16 protein-coding genes are annotated in these 18,791 nt (G+C 72.1%); 7 read left to right on the plus strand and 9 right to left on the minus strand.

Annotated elements, in window-relative coordinates; genetic code table 11:
* Nucleotides 1-240 precede the first annotated feature (240 nt).
* Entirely contained in the window at nt 241-1,095 is an 855-nt protein-coding gene (locus tag ACFC1R_RS19805) for an aldo/keto reductase (protein WP_375940257.1), read from the plus strand.
* A 187-nt stretch (nt 1,096-1,282) separates the two neighbouring features.
* Here ACFC1R_RS19805 and ACFC1R_RS19810 read toward each other — a convergent pair whose 3' ends face one another.
* Complete coding sequence (locus ACFC1R_RS19810; protein ID WP_375940258.1) at nt 1,283-2,179, minus strand: MarR family winged helix-turn-helix transcriptional regulator; 897 nt, start codon at nt 2,177-2,179, stop codon at nt 1,283-1,285.
* 409 nt (nt 2,180-2,588) lie between these two features.
* On the opposite strand from ACFC1R_RS19810, the gene fabG reads away from it, so the two are divergent.
* The 4 genes from fabG (at nt 2,589) to ACFC1R_RS19830 (ending at nt 7,524) form a co-directional block, all read left to right on the plus strand.
* A complete protein-coding gene (fabG, locus tag ACFC1R_RS19815; protein WP_375940260.1) occupies nt 2,589-3,356 on the plus strand; it encodes a 3-oxoacyl-ACP reductase FabG in 768 nt (255 codons plus the stop codon).
* Nucleotides 3,357-3,452: 96 nt separating this feature from the next.
* Nucleotides 3,453-3,647 (plus strand): hypothetical protein, encoded by a 195-nt coding sequence (locus ACFC1R_RS19820; protein WP_375940262.1) that lies wholly within the window; start codon nt 3,453-3,455, stop codon nt 3,645-3,647.
* Nucleotides 3,648-3,786: 139 nt separating this feature from the next.
* Nucleotides 3,787-6,558 (plus strand): NPCBM/NEW2 domain-containing protein, encoded by a 2,772-nt coding sequence (locus ACFC1R_RS19825; protein ID WP_375940264.1) that lies wholly within the window; start codon nt 3,787-3,789, stop codon nt 6,556-6,558.
* A gap of 312 nt (nt 6,559-6,870) precedes the next feature.
* Nucleotides 6,871-7,524, plus strand: coding sequence for a phosphatase PAP2 family protein (locus tag ACFC1R_RS19830; protein ID WP_375940266.1), 654 nt, complete (start codon nt 6,871-6,873; stop codon nt 7,522-7,524).
* Between the two features lie 57 nt (nt 7,525-7,581).
* Here ACFC1R_RS19830 and ACFC1R_RS19835 read toward each other — a convergent pair whose 3' ends face one another.
* A complete protein-coding gene (locus ACFC1R_RS19835; protein ID WP_375940268.1) occupies nt 7,582-7,773 on the minus strand; it encodes an I78 family peptidase inhibitor in 192 nt (63 codons plus the stop codon).
* Nucleotides 7,774-7,864: 91 nt separating this feature from the next.
* On the opposite strand from ACFC1R_RS19835, the gene ACFC1R_RS19840 reads away from it, so the two are divergent.
* Nucleotides 7,865-8,140, plus strand: a complete 276-nt coding sequence (locus ACFC1R_RS19840) for a DUF6343 family protein (protein WP_375940270.1) — start codon at nt 7,865-7,867, stop codon at nt 8,138-8,140.
* A gap of 82 nt (nt 8,141-8,222) precedes the next feature.
* Nucleotides 8,223-8,708 (plus strand): hypothetical protein, encoded by a 486-nt coding sequence (locus ACFC1R_RS19845; protein ID WP_375940272.1) that lies wholly within the window; start codon nt 8,223-8,225, stop codon nt 8,706-8,708.
* 79 nt (nt 8,709-8,787) lie between these two features.
* On the opposite strand, the gene ACFC1R_RS19850 is transcribed toward ACFC1R_RS19845, so the two are convergent.
* From ACFC1R_RS19850 to hpnE, 7 genes are all read right to left on the minus strand, one after another.
* Nucleotides 8,788-10,176 (minus strand): aspartate aminotransferase family protein, encoded by a 1,389-nt coding sequence (locus ACFC1R_RS19850; protein ID WP_375940274.1) that lies wholly within the window; start codon nt 10,174-10,176, stop codon nt 8,788-8,790.
* Nucleotides 10,166-12,076 carry a 1-deoxy-D-xylulose-5-phosphate synthase gene (dxs, locus tag ACFC1R_RS19855; RefSeq protein ID WP_375940276.1) on the minus strand — a complete coding sequence of 637 codons (1,911 nt, stop codon included), beginning with the start codon at nt 12,074-12,076 and terminating at the stop codon, nt 10,166-10,168. Before dxs ends, ACFC1R_RS19850 begins: the two co-directional genes overlap by 11 nt.
* Before the next feature lie 4 nt (nt 12,077-12,080).
* Nucleotides 12,081-13,121 carry an adenosyl-hopene transferase HpnH gene (gene hpnH / locus ACFC1R_RS19860; protein ID WP_375940278.1) on the minus strand — a complete coding sequence of 347 codons (1,041 nt, stop codon included), beginning with the start codon at nt 13,119-13,121 and terminating at the stop codon, nt 12,081-12,083.
* Between the two features lie 2 nt (nt 13,122-13,123).
* Entirely contained in the window at nt 13,124-13,783 is a 660-nt protein-coding gene (locus ACFC1R_RS19865) for a 1-hydroxy-2-methyl-2-butenyl 4-diphosphate reductase (protein ID WP_375940280.1), read from the minus strand.
* Between the two features lie 192 nt (nt 13,784-13,975).
* Nucleotides 13,976-15,946 (minus strand): squalene--hopene cyclase, encoded by a 1,971-nt coding sequence (gene shc, locus ACFC1R_RS19870; protein WP_375940343.1) that lies wholly within the window; start codon nt 15,944-15,946, stop codon nt 13,976-13,978.
* Nucleotides 15,947-16,126: 180 nt separating this feature from the next.
* Nucleotides 16,127-17,299, minus strand: coding sequence for a polyprenyl synthetase family protein (locus ACFC1R_RS19875; RefSeq protein ID WP_375940282.1), 1,173 nt, complete (start codon nt 17,297-17,299; stop codon nt 16,127-16,129).
* Complete coding sequence (hpnE, locus tag ACFC1R_RS19880) at nt 17,296-18,678, minus strand: hydroxysqualene dehydroxylase HpnE (protein ID WP_375940345.1); 1,383 nt, start codon at nt 18,676-18,678, stop codon at nt 17,296-17,298. Before hpnE ends, ACFC1R_RS19875 begins: the two co-directional genes overlap by 4 nt.
* Nucleotides 18,679-18,791: the final 113 nt, after the last annotated feature.

Here is an 18,791-nt window from a genome sequence, read left to right on the forward strand (position 1 = left end):
GGACGAGGTGACGGCGGGGTGCTGGTCATCAGGACGTCATGGGCACCGAGCGTGCCGGGCGCACTGTGACGTACGCAACAGGTTTTCCGGCCCGAGCCCTCAGTCGTGGGGATACGGAGCGTCACTTGGGCTCCTGGTTCATCAATTTTGGTCAATTCTTGGAAAAACGGGAACATCGCGGCCCAATCCGGGGTTGCTCCCCAACGGCACTATTGGACAGACCGGAGGGCACACCTTCCAGTGAGCACCATCCCCAGCGTCACCCTGAACAACGGCGTCCGGATCCCGCAGCTCGGCTTCGGCGTCTGGCAGGTGCCGGACGCCGAGGCGGCGACCGCCGTCCGCACCGCCATCGAGGCCGGCTACCGCAGCATCGACACCGCCGCCATCTACGAGAACGAGGCCGGCACCGGTCAGGCGATCGCGGCGGCCGGTGTGCCGCGCGAGGAGCTGTTCATCACCACCAAGCTGTGGAACTCGGGCACCAGGGACTGGTCCGGCCAGCAGGGCCAGGACGCCGTGCTGCGCGCCTTCGACGAGTCGCTGGCCAAGCTCGGCCTCGACTACCTCGACCTGTACCTGATCCACTGGCCGCGCCCGATGCACGGCAGCTTCCTCAACATCTGGAAGGCGTTCGAGAAGCTGTCCGCCGAGGGCCGGGTCAAGGCGGTCGGCGTCTCCAACTTCGGTCCCCGGCAGCTGGACGCGCTGCGCCAGGAGAGCTCCGTCGTCCCGGTGCTCAACCAGGTGGAGCTGCACCCGCACTTCCCGCAGCTGGAGCTGCGCGCGTACCACGCCGAGCACGGCATCGCGACCGAGGCCTGGAGCCCGCTGGGCCAGGGCAAGGACCTGCTCACCGAGCCCGCCCTGGTGCGGATCGCCGAGAAGCACGGCCGCACGGTGGCCCAGGTGGTGCTGCGCTGGCACCTGCAGAGCGGCGTCATCGCGATCCCGAAGTCGGTCACCCCGTCGCGGATCAAGGAGAACATCGACGTCACCGGCTTCGAGCTGGACGCCGACGACCTGACCGCGATCGCCGGCGTGGCGACGGGCAAGCGCCTCGGCCCGGATCCGCAGGAGTTCGACTGGAACTGACGTCCCCGGCCGAGGGCCGACGGCGATGACGGAAGACGAACGGCCGGTCACTGCCCCGGCTTCGGGACGACCGGCCGCTCGTCACGTCGTCGTGCTCGCGCGCGCTGCGCTGTTCGAACTGTTCGGCACGGGTGGCAAATCGTTACTGCCACCGAATCGTTACTGCCACCGATGTCCTGGCGAATCGTTACAGCCTGCCGGCCTTCGCGATCAGCGCCAGGGCGGGCTCGTGCTCGTGCGGCTCCAGCGGGGAGAGCAGGAGTTCCTGCACCTCCCGCACCGCGGCCGCCGAACGGTGCAGCAGGTCCTGCCCGGCCGGCGAGAGCGAGAGCAGGTTGCGCCGCCCGTCCGAGGGGTCGCGGCGGCGGAGCACCAGACCGCGCCGGACCAGCCGGCTGACCATCTCGGCCATGGTCGCCTTGTCCAGCGAGGCCAGCTCGCCGACCGTGCGCTGGTCGGCGCCCGGCTCGGCCTCCAACGCGTCCAGCACCGCGTACTGAGGAGCCGTCAGCTCGGAGCCGACCTTGTCCGACCAGAGCTTGGTGTGCACCTGCTGGCTGACCCGGATCAGGTAACCGATCGCCCGCTGGGCGTCCAGCATCGGCCGGGCGTCCGTCATGACCGCCACGGCGGCCGGCTCCAGACGGGCTATCTTCGCCATCACCCGGACGATCTCGATCTGCTCCTCGGGGCTGAGCGGTTCGAAGAGCGTCCGCTGGACGCGAACCACTCCGCCGGTGGCCTCGCGCACCGCCTGCGCACCGCTCTGCGAGAGCGCGAGCAGCTTGCGGCGGCCGTCGGCCGGGTCGCGTCGGCGCAGCACCAGGCCGCGCCGCACCAGGCGGGCGACCATTTCGGCCATCGTGGCCTTGTCGAGCGAGGCCCGCTCACCGACCGTGCGCTGGTCGGCTCCCGGTTCGAGTGCCAGCACGAGCAGCACCGCGAACTGCGGAGCCGTGAGCTCGGAACCGACGTACTCGGACCACAGGCGGGTGTGCACCTGCTGGGCCACGCGGATGAGGTGGCCGGGCGACTGCTGAAGTCGCGCGGTCACACGGGTCGTCGGGATCTCCCCCAGCACCATGAAATCCGTCCCGATGTCACACCCGGTGTGTGTGGGACACCCGGGCGGGGCAGTAACGGCGAGTGAGCGTCCCGCTGTGAGGGTAGGCGCGCCAGCCGTGCAGCCGGTGGCTGCTGGCGCACACTATACAAACGGTAGGCCCGCGCTGGCAGGCAGGGGCCAAGAGTAGACGCTTGTTCGTCGAAGTTGGCATATTTCCGCAGCATGTCGTGGTCACAACTACCGGTTTGAGTGATTGATCTTCACCGTATGACCTCACCCTCCGTCACCTGCGACTCTGCACTCTGGTCCGGAGGGCTACCCGCCGGTAGGGTGTGCGCCGCAGCGCCCTCCGCACCACTCTTCCGGGCAAGGGCCGCTCTCGGCAGCGGCCGTGTCCGTCACCCCACCGAGAGAGACGAGTACGAGCATGACCGAGCAGAACAGCACCCGCCGGGTCGCGGTCGTCACCGGTGCGGCCCGCGGCATCGGTGCCGCGACCGCAGAGCGCCTGGCCGCCGACGGGTACGCGGTGGCCGTGGTGGACCTGGAGGCCGACGCGGGCAAGGACACCGTCGACCGGATCCTCGCTGCGGGCGGCACCGCACTGGCCGTCGGGGCGGACGTCTCGGACGCCGAGCAGGTGGAGGCGGCCGTGGCGCTGATCGCCGCCGAGCTCGGCGCGCCGGTGGTGCTGGTCAACAACGCCGGGGTGCTCCGTGACAACCTGCTGTTCAAGATGTCCGAGTCGGACTGGGACACCGTGATGAACGTCCACCTCAAGGGCGCCTTCCTGATGACCCGGGCCTGCCAGAAGCACATGGTGGACGCCGGATTCGGCCGGATCGTCAACCTCTCCTCCTCCTCGGCCCAGGGCAACCGCGGCCAGGCCAACTACTCGGCGGCCAAGGCCGGCCTGCAGGGCTTCACCAAGACCCTGGCGATCGAGCTCGGCAAGTTCGGCATCACCGCCAACGCGGTCGCCCCCGGCTTCATCGCGACCGACATGACGGCCGCCACGGCCGCCCGGGTCGGCATGGAGTTCGAGGCGTTCAAGCAGGCCGCCGCCTCCCAGATCCCGGTCAACCGGGTCGGCGTCCCCGAGGACATCGCCAACACCATCTCCTTCCTGGCCGGCGAAGCCGCCGGTTTCGTCTCCGGCCAGGTCATCTACGTCGCGGGTGGCCCGCTCGACTGACCGCTTCCCACCGGGCCCCACCCGCTCGCGATGCGGGAGAGGCCCGGTGGGAGGAGACTCGGGGATCAGAAACCCGCAATCCCCGGGAGGCACCAGATGACGAACGAGCCCACCGACAGCGATTTCCGCCCGACGCCGGACCGCCTCCTCCACACCGGTGCCGAGCACCCGGTGGACCCGGAGGACCTGGTCATGGCCTCGGGCCGGACCCCCACCCCGGAGCTCATCGAGAAGGCCCGGCAGGACCTGGAGAAGTACGGCGCCGCCGCGGTCGAACGCCTGATGCCCTGAGCACCCGAACCCCACTCAGGCCCCCGCCTCAACGCGGGGGCCTGAGTGCGTTTCCAGCCAGTCCGGGGGTGTGGCCAAGTACAACACTTTGCGCTATACCTGCTCATCAGTGTTCGTTCTTGCATGATGAGGAGCTCATATGCGCAGAACTTTGCAACACTCCCGGCCCCGACGGGCCCGTCCCGTCGTCCTGGCCCTTGCGGCCGTCCTCTCCCTCGGCGGCACCGCCGCCACCCCTGCCCTCGCCGCCGGCACGAGCACCGGCACGGCCACCGGCGCCGGCGGGTCGGCTCCCGCCGTCGCAGCGGGCTCGGCCGGCGCCGTCACCGGGTTCACCGCGAAGGGCGCCGTCTACACCTTCGCGGCGGGCGGCGCCAAGGCACGGGTCAGCTTCGTCTCCGACCAGGTCTTCCGGATCGAGCTCTCACCCGGCGGCCCCTTCACCGACCCGGTCGGCTCGGACGTCGTCCTCCCCCAGGGCGCCCCGCCCGCCACCAAGTGGCGTGACGCGGGCGACCGTTACGAACTGTCCACCGGAAAGGTCACCCTGCGGGCCTACAAGGCGGCGCTGCGCTTCGCGCTCTACCGCTCCGACGGGTCGAAGGTCTGGGAGGAGACCAAGCCGATCTCCTGGGACGGCAAGGCCACCACCCAGACCCTGGCCAGGGGTGCGAGCGAGCAGTACTTCGGCGCCGGCGAGCAGAACGGCTCCTTCTCCCACCGGGGCAAGACCGTCCAGGTCGGCGTGGACTACAACTGGAACGAGGGCGGCCACCCCAACTCCGTTCCGTTCTACCTCTCTTCGGCCGGCTACGGCGTCTACCGCAACACCTACGCCCCGGGCACCTACGCCTTCGACGACCCGGTCACCACCACCGAGCAGGAACTGCGCTTCGACGCCTACTACTTCGCCGGGACCGGCCTCAAGGACGTGATCGGCCAGTACACCTCGCTGACCGGAAAGCCCTTCCTGCCGCCCGTCTACGGCCTGGAGATGGGCGACTCGGACTGCTACCTGCACAACGCCAACCGGGGCGAGCGGCACACCCTGGACGCGCTGAAGATCGCCGACGACTACGCGAAGAACGACATGCCCAACGGCTGGATGCTGGTCAACGACGGCTACGGCTGCGGCTACGAGAACCTGGCGCAGACCGCCCAGGGTCTCCAGCAGCACAAGATGCAGCTCGGCCTGTGGACCGAGAACGGCCTCGGCCAGCTCGCCGACCAGGTCCGGGCCGGCCAGCGGGTGGCCAAGCTGGACGTCGCCTGGGTCGGCGACGGCTACAAGTTCGCCCTCGACGGCTGCAAGGCCGCCTACCAGGGCATCGAGGACAACAGCGACGCCCGCGGCTTCACCTGGGCACCCGAGAGCTGGTCCGGCGCGCAGCGCTGCGGGGTCCAGTGGAGCGGTGACCAGTCCGGCAGCTGGGACTACATCCGCTGGCAGATCCCGACCTACGCCGGATCCACCATGTCCGGCATGGCGTACAACACGGGCGACGTGGACGGCATCTTCGGTGGCAGCCCGCAGACCTACACCCGCGACCTGCAGTGGAAGTCCTTCCTGCCCGCCATCATGTCGATGGACGGCTGGGCGCCCAGCGACAAGCAGCCGTACCGCTCCGGCGAGCCCTACACCTCCATCAACCGCAAGTACCTGAAGCTCAAGGAGTCGCTGCTGCCGTACATGTACAGCTACGCGGCGGAGGCCACCCGGACCGGCGTCGGACCCGTGCGGCCGCTGGCGCTGGAGTACCCGGACGACCCGGTGACGGCCACCGACGCGGTCAAGTACGAATTCCTCAGCGGACAGGACTTCCTGGTCGCCCCGGTCTATTCCGACACCTCGGTGCGGGACGGCATCTACCTGCCCAAGGGCACCTGGGTCGACTACTGGACCGGCCGCACCTACCAGGGCCCGACCACCGTCAACGGGTACAGCGCGCCGCTCGACACCCTGCCGCTGTTCGTCAAGGCCGGTGCCACGATACCGATGTGGCCGGGCATCAGCTCCTACCGGGACCGCACCGCCGACTCCCCGCTCGCCTGGGACGTCTACCCGCAGGGGCGCAGCAGCTTCAGCCTCTACGAGGACGACGGGGTCACCCGCCGGCACCGTGAGGGCGAGTACGCCACCCAGACCGCCCGGGTGACCGCCCCGACGACCGGGTCGGGCCAGGTCCGGATCGACGTCTCGGCGAGCAGCGGCGACTTCGCGGGGAAGCAGACCACCCGGCCGTACCTGTTCACGGTGCACAGCGGCACCGCACCGACCCGGGTCTCGCTCGGCGGGCGGGCACTGCCGAAGCTGGCCGACGAGGCCGCGTTCGACCGGGCCGCCCAGGGTTGGTGGTACGACCCGGCCGACCGCGGCGGCGTGGTCCGGGTGAAGACCGCCTCGCTCACCACCTCGGCCGGCTTCGGGCTGGTCCTGGACGGTGCGAGCGCGGTGGGCAGCCAGGCGGGACCGAGCGGTGACGCCTGGGCGAGCGATCTGCCCTGGGCGAGCGCGGTCAACGGCTGGGGGCCGGCCGAGCGGGACCGCAGCAACGGCGAGACCGGCCCCGCCGACGGCCACCCGATCACCCTGGACGGCACCGTCCACCCGAAGGGGATCGGCGTGCACGCCGCCTCCGACATCGAGATCGTCACCGGTGGACGCTGCTCGTCCTTCGACGCCGTGGTCGGGATCGACGACGAGATCGATGGCTACGGTTCGGTGACATTCTCGGTGGTGGCCGACGGACGCACCCTGTGGACGTCACCGGTTCTCACCGGGCGGTCGGCCGCCCTCCCGGTCGCCGTGCCGCTGGGCGCCAGCGACCAGGTCCACCTCAGGGTCGACGCGGCGGGCAGCAGCACCGGCGACCACGGCGACTGGGCGGCTGCCAAGTTCCACTGCGCCTGACCTGCTGGTCAACCCCTGGTCCGGACCGCAGCACCGAACGCCCTGCCGGCTCCGGCAGCGGCCAAGGCGCCCGTCTCCGCAGGCCCCCCACCCTGCGGAGGCGGGCGTTCGGCCGTGTCCAAACCCTCCCCGAGGGCGCACGGGAGCGCGCCGGGAGTGATTGGTCACTACGGGGTGGCGGCCGCTGGCGCTGGGCAAGAGTGCCCAGGTGGAGCGGGTAATGTCGAAGCCGTGCAAGCTCATATCGAACCGTCCGGCCACCGGACCGACCCCGCCGTGGACGGGGAATCCGCCGAGGCAGGGTGGCCACCGATGAGCCGCCGCCATGCGATCGTCTTCGGCCTGACCGGCCTCGCCTACCTGCTGGTCGTGGTCGCCGTGGTGCTGGACACCAAGCTCGTCGACCTCGACTGGGCGCTCAAGCAACTCAGACCCTACAAGCGCTGGCCCGAGGTCCAGCCGCTGCTGAACGTCTGGATCATCGCCGGGCAGCGCGGGCCCTCCGCGATCGCCGCCTGCGCCTGGCTGGGCTGGCGCTGCTTCCGGCACCGCACGGTGCGTCCGCTGCTGGCGATGGGGGTGGCGCTGCTGCTCCTCAACATCACGGTCGGCGGTGTGAAGATCGTGACGGGCCGGCTCGGCCCGCACTACGCGCACTACCTGGGCTCACCGGAACTCTTCTCCGGCGGCACCATCTTCCCCTCCGGGCACACCGCCAACGCCGTGGTGACCTGGGGCGTGCTCGCCTACCTCGCCGAGCGCTGGCGGCGCACTGGCACCCTGCTGGCCTCGTTCACCGCCGTCTCGATCGGGCTGACCACCGTCTACCTGGGCACCCACTGGTTCTCGGACGTGCTGGCCGGCTGGGCCGCTGGCGCGCTGGTCCTGCTCGCGATGCCCCTGTTCGAGCCCCTGATCGCGGTGGCGGACCAACGGATCACCGACCTCTGGCGCGGCACGCGGTAGCTCCGCTCCGGCAGTCGCCGACCGCCACCGCCTGGGCGCGGAGGGCGGGCCGAGCCCTCAGCCCTCCCAGCAGCGTTCGACCACGCCGTCCCGGGCGGCGAGGTTGAGCCTGCCCTCCCGGTACTCCAAGGTGATCATCTCCCCGGGCTCCAGCACCCGGACGATCCGCCAGCCCCGGTCGTCCGCCAGCCGCCCGGCCTCCGCCACCGGCAGGCCCAGGTACTCCTCGTACTCGCCTCGCTCGTCCACTGCCGTTCCCCCCACCGTCGCCACGGTCCACGGACGTACGCTGGAATCCTAGACCGGCCACTTTGGCCGGGCGGGGCGGAGGCGATCAGGAATGCGTCCGGCGAAGACCCCACGGCAGTGGCGCAGCGGCACCGAACCGGCCACCGCCCGGAGCGACCTCAAACTGCGCTTCCTGCTGTCCGTCACCTTCACCCCGTTCTTCGCGCTGCTCACCGCCGCCTTCGCGGTGTGGGCAGCCCGGACCCCCGTCGAAGCCGCTCCCAGCAGCGGCACGCTGACCTTCTTCGCGGTCTGCTGCGGTGTCCTGACGCTGCTCGCGGCGATCGACCTCTGGGTGGTGATCCGCCGCCGCCGGACGGAGCTGTGACGGACCCTCAGCCCTGGCACGGCAGGTCACAAGATCGTCACAACCTCGGACGCGGCCGCCGCGCACATGCCATCCTGGCGCGATGCGCTTCCGATCCCTGGCACCCGCCCTCGCCGTCGCAGCCATCGCGCTGACCGGCTGCAGCAGCAGCGGCTCCAGCACCGCCGCACCCTCGGCGTCCGGCGCGGCCTCCGCGTCGGCCCCGGCCGCCGGCGCCTCGGCCGCGCAGCCGGAGCCGTCCGGCTCGGCCGCGCCGGCCAAGCCCGCTCCGCCCAGCAGTGCGGGCCTGCCGCCCAAGCCGGACGCCTCGGGTGTGGCCAAGCTCGTCGCGGCCCTGGACGCGATCGACCCGGACATCGTGTCCGGACAGCCCGACAAGACCGTCGACCGGGCCCGGGATCAGTGCCAGTCGATCTACAACTTCCCCAAGGACAGGGCGAAGCTGATCGACCTGACCAACCAGCGCTTCACCTCGCCCAAGCACCCGGACGGCTTCGGCGCCGACAAGGCGGAGAAGATCCTCACCGCCCTCCAGACCACGATCTGCCCGGGCGGCGGCTCCCGCTGACGTTCCTCGGCAGCGCCCCGGTGGGCGCTGCCGAACAGTACGGGTCTGCGCGCACCGGGTGCGCGGCGGTGGCAGGCCGCTACCGGCCGCCGACCGCCTGCTTGACCAGGGTGCGGCCGAAGTCCCACATCAGACCGCTGCCCCGGTGGGCGTCGTCCATCACCTCGGTGAACGCATCGACGAAACGGTCCACCTCCCGCTCGGTGATGATCAGCGGCGGAATCAGCTTGATCACCTCCAGATGGTCACCGGACACCTGGGTGAGAATCCGGTGCCGGTGCAGCAGCGGCACCACCACCATCTGCGCGAACAGCCCCTTGCGGGCCGCCTGCAGCGCGGTCCATCCGGTGCGCAGCTTCAACGACCTGGGCCGCCCGAACTCGATGCCGATCATCAGCCCCCGGCCCCGCACCTCGGCCAGCAGCTCGTAGCGGTCGACCAACTCCGCCAGTCTGGTCCGGAACAGCTCACCGACCCGGCGGGAGTTCTCGACCACCTCCTCCTCCCGCAGCACATGGAGGGTGGCCAGCGCGGCGGCCATCGCCTGCCCGTTGGAGCCGAAGCTGGCGGAGTGCACCAGCACCCGGTCCATCGAGGAGTACACCTTCTCGAAGATCCAGCCCTTCCCCAGCGTCGCCCCGATCGGAACGTACCCGCCGGAGAGCGCCTTGGCGGCGCAGACCAGGTCGGGCCGGACGCCCTCCTCCTCCTGGTACGCGAAGAAGGAGCCGGTCCGGCCGATCCCGGTCTGCACCTCGTCGCAGATCAGCAACGCCCGGTGCTCGTGCAGCAGTTGCTGGGCGGCGAGCAGCCAGCCGGGCGGAGTGGCGTGCACCCCCTTGCCCTGGATCGGTTCCACGATCAGTGCCGCGACGTCGCCCTTGCGCAACTCCCGTGCCAGCGCGCCGAGATCGCCGAGCGGGATCGCGGTGTCCGGCAGCAGCGGGTCGAACCCCCGGCGGAACCCGCTCTCGCCGTTGACCGAGAGCGATCCCGCGGTCAGGCCGTGGAAGGCGTGGTCGCAGTACAGCACCCGGGGCCGGCCGGTCGCGCAGCGGGCGAACTTGAGCGCGGTCTCCACCGCCTCCGTCCCGCTGTTCCCGAAGAACACCCGATCCAACTCCGGCGTGTGCGAGAGCAGTCGCTCGGCCAGCAGTCCGGGCAGCGGCGGACAGTCGAAGCGGGTGAGGTCGGGCAGGTCCAGGTCCATCACCTGCTGCACGGCCGCGCGGACCACGGGGTGGTGGCGGCCGAGCGCGAAGATGCCGAACCCGGCCAGCATGTCGAGGTACTCGTTGCCCTCGGCGTCGTAGAAGTACGGGCCCTCGGCGCGCTCGTAGTAGCGGTCGAAGCCGAGCGTGTGCAGCATCCTGGGCAGCTGCGGGTTGAGGTAGCGGGCGTGCAGCTCGTAGCGCTCACCACCGCGTTCGGCGATCAGCGCGGCGAGGTCGAGGGGGTCAGCCGGCATGGTGCTCGTTCGCTCCTCGGGTCGGCAGCAGTTGCTTGGCGAAGACGGCGGTCTGCGCGGCCACCCCGGTGCCGCTGAGGCCGATCTCCTCCAGGAGCTCGCCGCGCCCGGCGTGGGTCAGGAACTCCTGCGGGATGCCCAGGTCGCGCAGCGGGGTGTCCACTCCGGCGTCGCGCAGCGCCTGGGCGACCGCCGAACCCACCCCGCCGGCCCGGCCGTTGTCCTCGACGGTGACCACCAGCCGGTGCGCGGCGGCGAGTTCGAGCAGGGCCGGGTCCACCGGCTTGACCCAGCGCGGGTCCACCACGGTGGCGGTGAAGCCCTCGGCGAGCAGCAGTGCGGCGGCGTCCAGGCAGGCCGGGGCCATCGCACCGACGGAGACCAGCAGGATCTGCGGCTCTGCGGCGGTACGGTCCAGCACGTCCACCCCGCCGATCCGCTCCACGGCCGGGACCGCGGGGCCGAGCTCGCCCTTGGGGAAGCGCAGCACGGTCGGCGCGTCCCCGACCTCGACGGCCTCGCGCAGCTGGGCCCGCAGCTGCGCGGCGTCGCGCGGCGCGGCGAGCCGCAGACCGGGGACGACCTGCAGCACGGACATGTCCCACATGCCGTTGTGCGAGGCACCGTCGTTGCCGGTGACCCCCGCACGGTCCAGCACGAAGGTGACGCCGAGCCGGTGCAGTGCGACGTCCATCAGCACCTGGTCGAAGGCCCGGTTCAGGAAGGTGGCGTACACCGCGACCACCGGGTGCAGCCCGCCGGTGGCGAGCCCGGCGGCGCTGGCCACCGCGTGCTGCTCGGCGATACCGACGTCGAAGGTCCGCTCGGGGTACGCCTGCGCGAACCTGGCCAGTCCGACCGGCTGGAGCATCGCCGCCGTGATCGCGACCAGCTCGGGCCGCTCGGCGCCGAGGGCGAGCAGTTCCGCGCCGAAGACGGAGGTCCAGGAGACCCCGGCCGAGGGCGAGACCGGCAGGCAGGTGTACGGGTCGATGGGGTTGACGGCGTGGAACCGGTCCGCCTCGTCGAGTTCGGCCGGCCGGTAGCCGCGCCCCTTGACGGTGAGGCAGTGCACGATCACCGGGCCGGCGAAGTGCCTGGCCTGCCGCAGCGCCTGCTCGACGGCGCCGATGTCGTGCCCGTCGATCGGCCCGAGGTACTTCAGTCCGAGGTCCTCGAAGAGCCCCTGCGGCGCGAACGCGTCCTTGAAGCCCTTCTTGGCGCCGTGCAGCGCGTCGAAGATCGGCTGCCCGACCAGCGGGGTCCGCTGCAGTGCCTCCTTGCCGAGTGCCAGGAACCGCTCGTACCCCTGGGTGGTGCGCAGCGTGGCGAGGTGGTGGGCGAGGCCGCCGACGGTCCGGGCGTAGGAGCGCTCGTTGTCGTTGACCACGATCACCAGTGGTCGGTCCTGGGCCTCGGCGATGTTGTTGAGGGCTTCCCAGGCGAGGCCGCCGGTGAGCGCGCCGTCGCCGATCACGGCGACGGTCCTGCGGTCGGTGCGGCCGAGCAGCTGGTCGGCCTTGGCCAGGCCGTCGGCGTAGCCGAGCGCGGTGGAGGCGTGCGAGTTCTCGATCAGGTCGTGCTCGGACTCGGCGCGCGAGGGGTAGCCGGAGAGACCGTCCCTGGCCCGCAGCCTGGAGAAGTCCTGCCGGCCGGTGAGCAGCTTGTGCACGTAGGTCTGGTGACCGGTGTCCCAGAGGATCCGGTCGTAGGGCGAGTCGAAGACCCGGTGCAGTGCGATGGTGAGTTCGACCACGCCGAGGTTGGGGCCCAGGTGACCGCCGGTCCTGGTGACGGCGTCGATCAGGAAGTCCCTGATCTCCTCGGCCAGCAGCGGGAGTTCGGCCGCCTCCAGGCGTCTGAGGTCGGCCGGCTCCCTGATCCCGCTCAGCAGCGACACGGTGTCACCTGGTGCCGGAGCGGGACGGCTCGGAGGAGCCGAGGGTCTCCCGGGCGGCGCGCAGCGACTCCTTGAGCGAGCCCATGGTGGCGAGGACGGCGGTGGGCTCGTAGCCGCAGTGCGCCATGCAGTTCTCGCAGCGCGGGTCCCTGCCCCGGCCGTAGGAGTCCCAGTCGGTCTTCTCGATCAGCTCGCGGTAGGTGGGGACGTACCCGTCGGCCATTAGGTAGCAGGGCCGCTGCCAGCCGAGGAGCGAGTAGTTGGGGATGCCCCAGGCGGTGCAGTCGAAGTCGATCCGCCCTTCCAGGAAGTCGAGGAAGAGCGGACTGTGGTTGAGCCTCCAGCGCCGCCGGTTGCCGCCGGCGAACGCCTTGCGGAACAGCTCCCTGGTCTGCTCGACGCCGAGGAAGTGCTCCTGGTCGGGTGCCTTCTCGTAGGCGTACGCCGGGGAGATCATCATCTCGTCGACGTGCAGCTCGTCGTTGAGGTAGTCCAGCACCTCGATCACGGTCTGCGGGGTGTCGGTGTTGAAGAAGGTGCTGTTGGTGGTGACCCGGAAGCCGCGCCGCTTGGCCTCCTTGATCGCCTCCACCGCCTCGTCGAAGGTGCCCTCCTTGGCCACCGAGGCGTCGTGCCGCTCGCGCAGCCCGTCGATGTGCACGGTGAAGGTGAAGTACGGCGAGGGCTTGAACCGGTCCAGCTTCTTGCGCAGCAGCAGTGCGTTGGTGCACAGGAAGACGTACTTGCGGCGGGCGACCAGCTGCCGGACGATCTCGTCGATCTGCGGGTGCATCAGCGGCTCGCCGCCCGCGATGGACACCATCGGCGCACCGGCCTCCAGCACCGCCCCGACCGCCTGCGCCACCGGCATCCGCTGCTTGAGCACCCCGGCCGGGTGCTGGATCTTCCCGCAGCCCTCACAGGCGAGGTTGCAGGCGAAGAGCGGCTCCAGCTCCACGATCAGCGGGAACTTGGCCCGGCGCCTCAGCTTCTGCTGCAGGAGATAGGTGCTGATGCGGACGGACTGGCGCAGCGGCATGGCCATGACTAGCTCGCCTCCTGAGGGAGCGTCGAGGGCAGGGATTCGAGTGCGGCAACGGCCTGGCGGTGCCAGGCGGTGAGGGCCGGTACGGCGGCGCGCAGGGTCCGCCAGGCGCGCAGCCCGGCCGGCAGGGTGCCAGGTCGGATCAGTTCGTGGTCGGGGGTGTCCACCACCACCCGCAGGACGGCGGCGGGCAGCCCGGGGCGCAGCTGCGCGCGGGCGGCGAGGACGGCCGCCGCCTCCATGTCCACCGCGAGGGCGCCCCGGGAGTTCAGCGCACGCCGCTCGACACCCCGCACCACGTGGTCGGCGGTGTGGTGCAGCCCGGTGTGCGTGGTCAGGCCGCGGGCCTGCAGGGCACGGGCGAGCTGCTTGGCGGAGTCCAGCGGGTAGTGGTTGCCCTCGGCGTCGCGGACGGCGTCGGCGACGATCACGTCGGTGGGCCGCACGCCGGGACCGACGGCGGCCCCGAAGCCGGCCACCACCAGGGCGCCGTACCCGTCCCTGGCGAGCAGCTCGCCGACCACCCGTCTGGCCCGGCTCCGCCCGACGCCGGTCCTGACCAGCGCCGGCGGCCCGTCCGCCGCCCCGCTCCAGTCGCCACCGCGCAGCGCCCACACCTCGGGGCCCAGCGCACACACCACCAGCAGCGCTCCGCCCGTCATGGCCCGCCCCACACCATCGGCCGGACAGCCGTCCGGGGACGCCCCGAACGCGCCTCACCCGGCTCCCCGCACGCTGCGAAAGCGCAGGCACCCGCCCTCATCCGCGTCCTCCGATCGTCGGGCCGCCGTGCGACTGCGGCCGTTGGGCCCGATCCTGAGGGCCATCGGCCGCCTCCGCCACCGGACTCGTCCTCACCGGTGGCCGCCGGGCACCGGACCGCCGTGCAGGTACCGGCCGAGCGCCGTGACCGGGAAGACCAGCCGGTACAGGTGGTAGTTGATCGAGAAGTCCCAGGGGAAACCGGTGCCGGTGAAGTGCGGCTCGTCCCAGGTGCCCTCCGGCAGCTGGGTGTCCACCAGCCAGCGCACACCCCGTTCGACCGCCTCGCTGCGCGCCCCGTCCGGCCCTTCCCCGGCGGCGAGCAGCGCCATCAGCGCCCAGGCGGTCTGCGAGGCGGTGGACTCCCCGCGGCCGGCCCAGCGCTCCGGATCCTCGTAGGAGCGCATGTCCTCGCCCCAGCCGCCGTCCGGGTTCTGCCGGTCCTCCAGCCAGCGCACGGCCCGCCGGACGGCCGGGTGAGCGGTGCGCAGCCCGGCCGCGACCAGGGCGGGGACCACCGAGCCCGTCCCGTAGATGTAGTTGGTGCCCCAGCGGCCGAACCAGGAGCCGTCCGCCTCCTGGTTGGCGAGCAGCCAGGCGATGCCGCGCCGGGTGCGCGGGTCGTCCGCCCGGCCCACCTCGGCGAGCATCTCGACCACGTGCGCGGTGACGTCCGCCGAGGGCGGGTCCACCACCTCGCCGAAGTCGCAGAACGGCAGCTTGTTGGGCAGCGTGCTGGTGTTGTCCACGTCGAAGGCGGCCCATGCGCCGTTCCTGGACTGCATGCCGAGGCTCCACTCGACACCCCGCCGGACGGCTCCGTCCAACCGCGCCCGGTCGGGGAAGGCCACCCGGCTCAGCGCGAGCACCACCTCGGCCGTGTCGTCGATGTCGGGGTAGTTGTCGTTGTGGAACTCGAACGCCCAGCCGCCGGGTTCGAGCTCGGGCCGCTTGACGGCCCAGTCGCCGCGCCGGGTGATCTCCTCGCCGAGCATCCAGTCGACGGCCGACAGCAGCGCGGGGTGGTCGGCGGGCAGGCCCGCGTCGCGCAGGGCGATGGCGGCCAGACAGGTGTCCCAGACCGGGGACTGGCAGGCCTCCATCCAGCGCCGGCCGTCCTCGGTGTGCACGGTGAAACCGTCGAAGGAGGCGAGTCCGGCCTTCATCACCGGGTGGTCCAGGTCGTAGCCGAGCAGGTGCAGCGCGATCAGCGAGTACACGGCGGGCGGCTGGATCCCGCCCCAGCAGCCGTCCGACTCCTGTCGCTCGACGATCCAACGGCCCGCCTGGGCCAGCGCGAGGCGGCGCAACGGCCGTACGGCGTAACGGTGGTAGACGTGCAGGGCCCGGTCGAGCCGCTCGAAGAGACCGTCCCAGCTGGTCACCGGGGCGAGGGGCCGACGGGGGTACGGGTCGGCGGGGTCGGTGTGCAGCTCGTCCAGCGGGAAGGGCCCCGGGCGGACCGGCCGGTGGGCCGACACCACGGTCAGCGGTACGATCGTCTGCCTGGCCCAGCAGCCGAAGGCGTAGATGTTCAGCGGCAGCCACCGGGGCGCGAAGATGAGCTCGGGCGGAAGTTCGGGCAGTCGCTCCCAGGGCCACCAGCCGAAGAGCGCGAGCCAGATCCGGGTGAAGACGCGGGCGGCGGCGATTCCGCCGTGCGCGCGTACGTACTGCGCCGCCGCCCGCATGTGCGGGGCCTCGGGGTCGTCACCGGCGAGCTTCAGGGCGACGTACGCCTCGACCGTGGCGGAGAGTTCGGGCGGGCCGCCGTGGAAGGTGGCCCAGGTGCCGTCCGGACGTTGCTGGGAGCGGATCCAGGCTGCCGAGGCGGCGGTCTGCTCCTCGGTCCTGATGCCGAGGAACTGACGCAGTAAGAGGTCCTCGGCATCCATGGTGACGTTGGTCTCCAGGTCGCCCTTCCACCAGCCCTCGGGGCTCTGGAGTGACAGCAGGTGGGCGGTGGCCCTGGCCAGCGCCTCGGCCGGGGCGGCCTCGCCGGCGGACCCCGCGGACCCGGCACAGCCGTCCTCCCGAGGGCCGGCCGGCCTGGTCCCGTTCACCGCTCCGTCGGCTCCGACGGCCTCGCAGCGCACCGGGCCGAACGACCTGCCCGGCCGGCCCGCCGCCGCGGCCCGACCGCCGATCGGCCGTTCAGGCCCCGGCGGCCGGTCGCCCACCGCGGCCGGCCCGGGATCGTACTCGGGGTCGAGCCGGCCGTCCGCGGTTGCTGTCACTTGACGTCACCTCTCTCGTACCACCACGAATTCGGCGAGTGCGACGAAGTGCTCGCGCACCGCATCGGTCATCGGCACCTCGTCCAGCGCGGCGAGGGCAGTCGTGTGCCGGCGGCGGGCCTCCGCCTGCGTCCAGGCGCGGCCACCCGCCTCCTCGATCAGGGCCGCACGGGCAGCGAGCACCTGCTCGCTCTCCTCCCCGTGCCCCTTCGGGTCGGCCAACTGCTCGGCCAGCCGGCGCGAGGCGCTGCCGCCCTCGGCCAGCGCGGCGGCGACCGGCAGCGACTTCTTGCGCTGACGCAGATCGCCCCAGTGCGGCTTGCCGGTCACCTCGGTGGCGCCCCAGATGCCCAGCAGGTCGTCCACCGCCTGGAAGGCCAGACCCAGGTGGTAGCCGTAGCGCTGGAGCGCGTCGGACGTACGGTCGTCGGCCCCGGCCAGCACGGCGCCGATCGCGGAGGCGGCGGCCAGCAGGGCGCCGGTCTTGCCGCCCTCCATGTCGAGGCACTCCTCGACCGTCACGGCGTCGCGGGACTCGAAGGCGACGTCCTTGGCCTGGCCGTCGATCAGCCCGCGGGTGGCGGTGGTGATCAGTCGGACCGCCCGCGCCGCGTCGGCCGCGCTCGCGCCACCGGTGACCGCGGCGTCCAGCAGCACCTCGGTGCCCAGGGTGGCGAGCGCGTCCCCGACCAGGATGGCCTGGGCAGGACCGAACACCGTCCATGCGGTGGCCCGGTGCCGTCGGGTCTCGTCACCGTCCATCAGATCATCATGGAGCAGGGAGAAGTTGTGCACCAGCTCAACGGAGACACCGCCCGGGACTCCCACCTCGGCCGGGGCACCGACCGCCTGCGCCGACAGCAGCGCCAGCGCAGGTCGGACGGCCTTTCCGCCGTCCCCCGCCGCCGGCGTGCCGTCCCGGTCGATCCACCCGAAGTGGTACGCCGCCACGGTGTCCATCGGCGCGGCCAGCCGCGCGACCGCGGCGCGCAGCGGCGGGGTGCACAGGCTCCGGCCGCGCGCCAGCAGCTCCGGCACCGAAGCGGCCTCCCTGACCGGTGCAGTCGATGCGGCCGATGCGGCGCGAGCCTCCACGTGTGTTCCCTCTCCGTCCGGACGCCGGGCCGCTGTGGCCGGCCTGCCTGGTGCGATGTCAGTAGTGCTGGGGCCCGCGGTCATCGGGGCCACCTCCCGTCGCCTCGGTCGACCGGGATCCGCCCGGCCCCGGCCAGCGCGGCGTCGGCGGCGGCATGGCCGCTGCGCACCGCGCCCTCCATGGTCGCGGGCCATCCGGTCGCGGTCCACGAGCCGGCCAGCAGCAGGCCGGGGATGTCCGTCGCGGCCTGCGGGCGCAGCGCGGCGGTGCCCGGCGCCGGGTCGAAGGTCGCGGTCCGTTCACGGGTGACGAAGAAGTCCAGCACCTTCGCCTGCCGGGCCCCCGGGATCAGCCGCTCCAGCTCGGGCAGGTAGCGCGCCCGCAGCTCGGCCACCGGAAGGTCGATCTCGTCCCCGGCGTCGGACTGGGACAGCGCCAGGTACTGGGCGCCCGGCACGGCCAGGCCGGAGTGCGCCGTACGGTCGAAGACCCACTGCACCGGCGAGCCGAGCGCCGCGAAGAACGGACGGCGCAGCAGTCGGCGGTCGTAGACCACGTGGACGTTGAGGATCGGCGAGGTGCCGAGCTCCGCGAGCCGCTCCTGCCGGGGGACGGCTCCGGACGGGAGCAGCGCGGCGGCGCTGTCCTGGGCACCCGCGAGCACCACGGTGTCGGCGGTGAGCAGTTCGCCGCTCTCCAGCCGGACGCCGTGCTGGGCGGCGGGCTTCAGCTCGGCGGCGCGGCTGCGCAGCAGCACCCGTACGCCGAGGCGTTCCAGTTCGGCCAGCGCGGCGTCGTGGTGGATCTCGCCGAGCGGGACGGCCGCCATCCCGATGTCGGAGGCACCGGGGTCGGAGAGCAGACCGGTCTTGAAGACCATCGCGGCGAGCGCGAGCGAGGTCCGGTCGGCCGTGGCGTTCAGGGTGGCGACGCCGACCAGGTCCCAGAGGGCGGCCAGGGTCGCCGGGGTCTGGCCGTGGCGGCGCAGCCAGTCGCCGAACGAGATCCGGTCGAGCGCCGGGTCGGTCAGGTCCAGCCGCTGGAGGGCGAGCGCCGCGCGGACCACCCGGAGCCGGTCGGCGGGGCCGAGGTGCGGGTAGCCGGCCAGGCTGCGGGTGAGGTGCAGCGGTACGGGCAGGGCGTCCCGGCCCAGCCGTCCGAAGGTCCGGCGGCCGTCGGCACCGAGGCCGAGCACCGGGACGTCCAGACGGGGCTGAAGATCCACCAGTCGGCCCGCGCCCAGCCGGTCGACCAGTCCGCGGTAGGCGGTGCAGCAGCGCAGGAAGACGTGCTGGCCGTTGTCCACGGTCAGCTCGCCGCGCTTGAAGGAGAAGGCCAGCCCGCCGAGCCGGGGCCTGGTCTCCAGCAGGGTGACCTGCTGCCCGGCCTCGGCCAGGCGCAGTGCGGCGGTGATGCCGGCCAGGCCGCCGCCGACCACCACGGCGTGCCGGCGGGCGGACATCGGTCGTTCGGTCACCTGCGCCTCCCCCTGCCGTCGTTCCGCTGATCGCTCATGGACACCACGTGCCCGCTGACGGCCGCCGCATGCCCGGGGACGGGCATCGAACATCCGTT

The sequence above is a fragment of the Kitasatospora sp. NPDC056138 genome (genome assembly GCF_042264695.1).
Taxonomy (GTDB): domain Bacteria; phylum Actinomycetota; class Actinomycetes; order Streptomycetales; family Streptomycetaceae; genus Kitasatospora.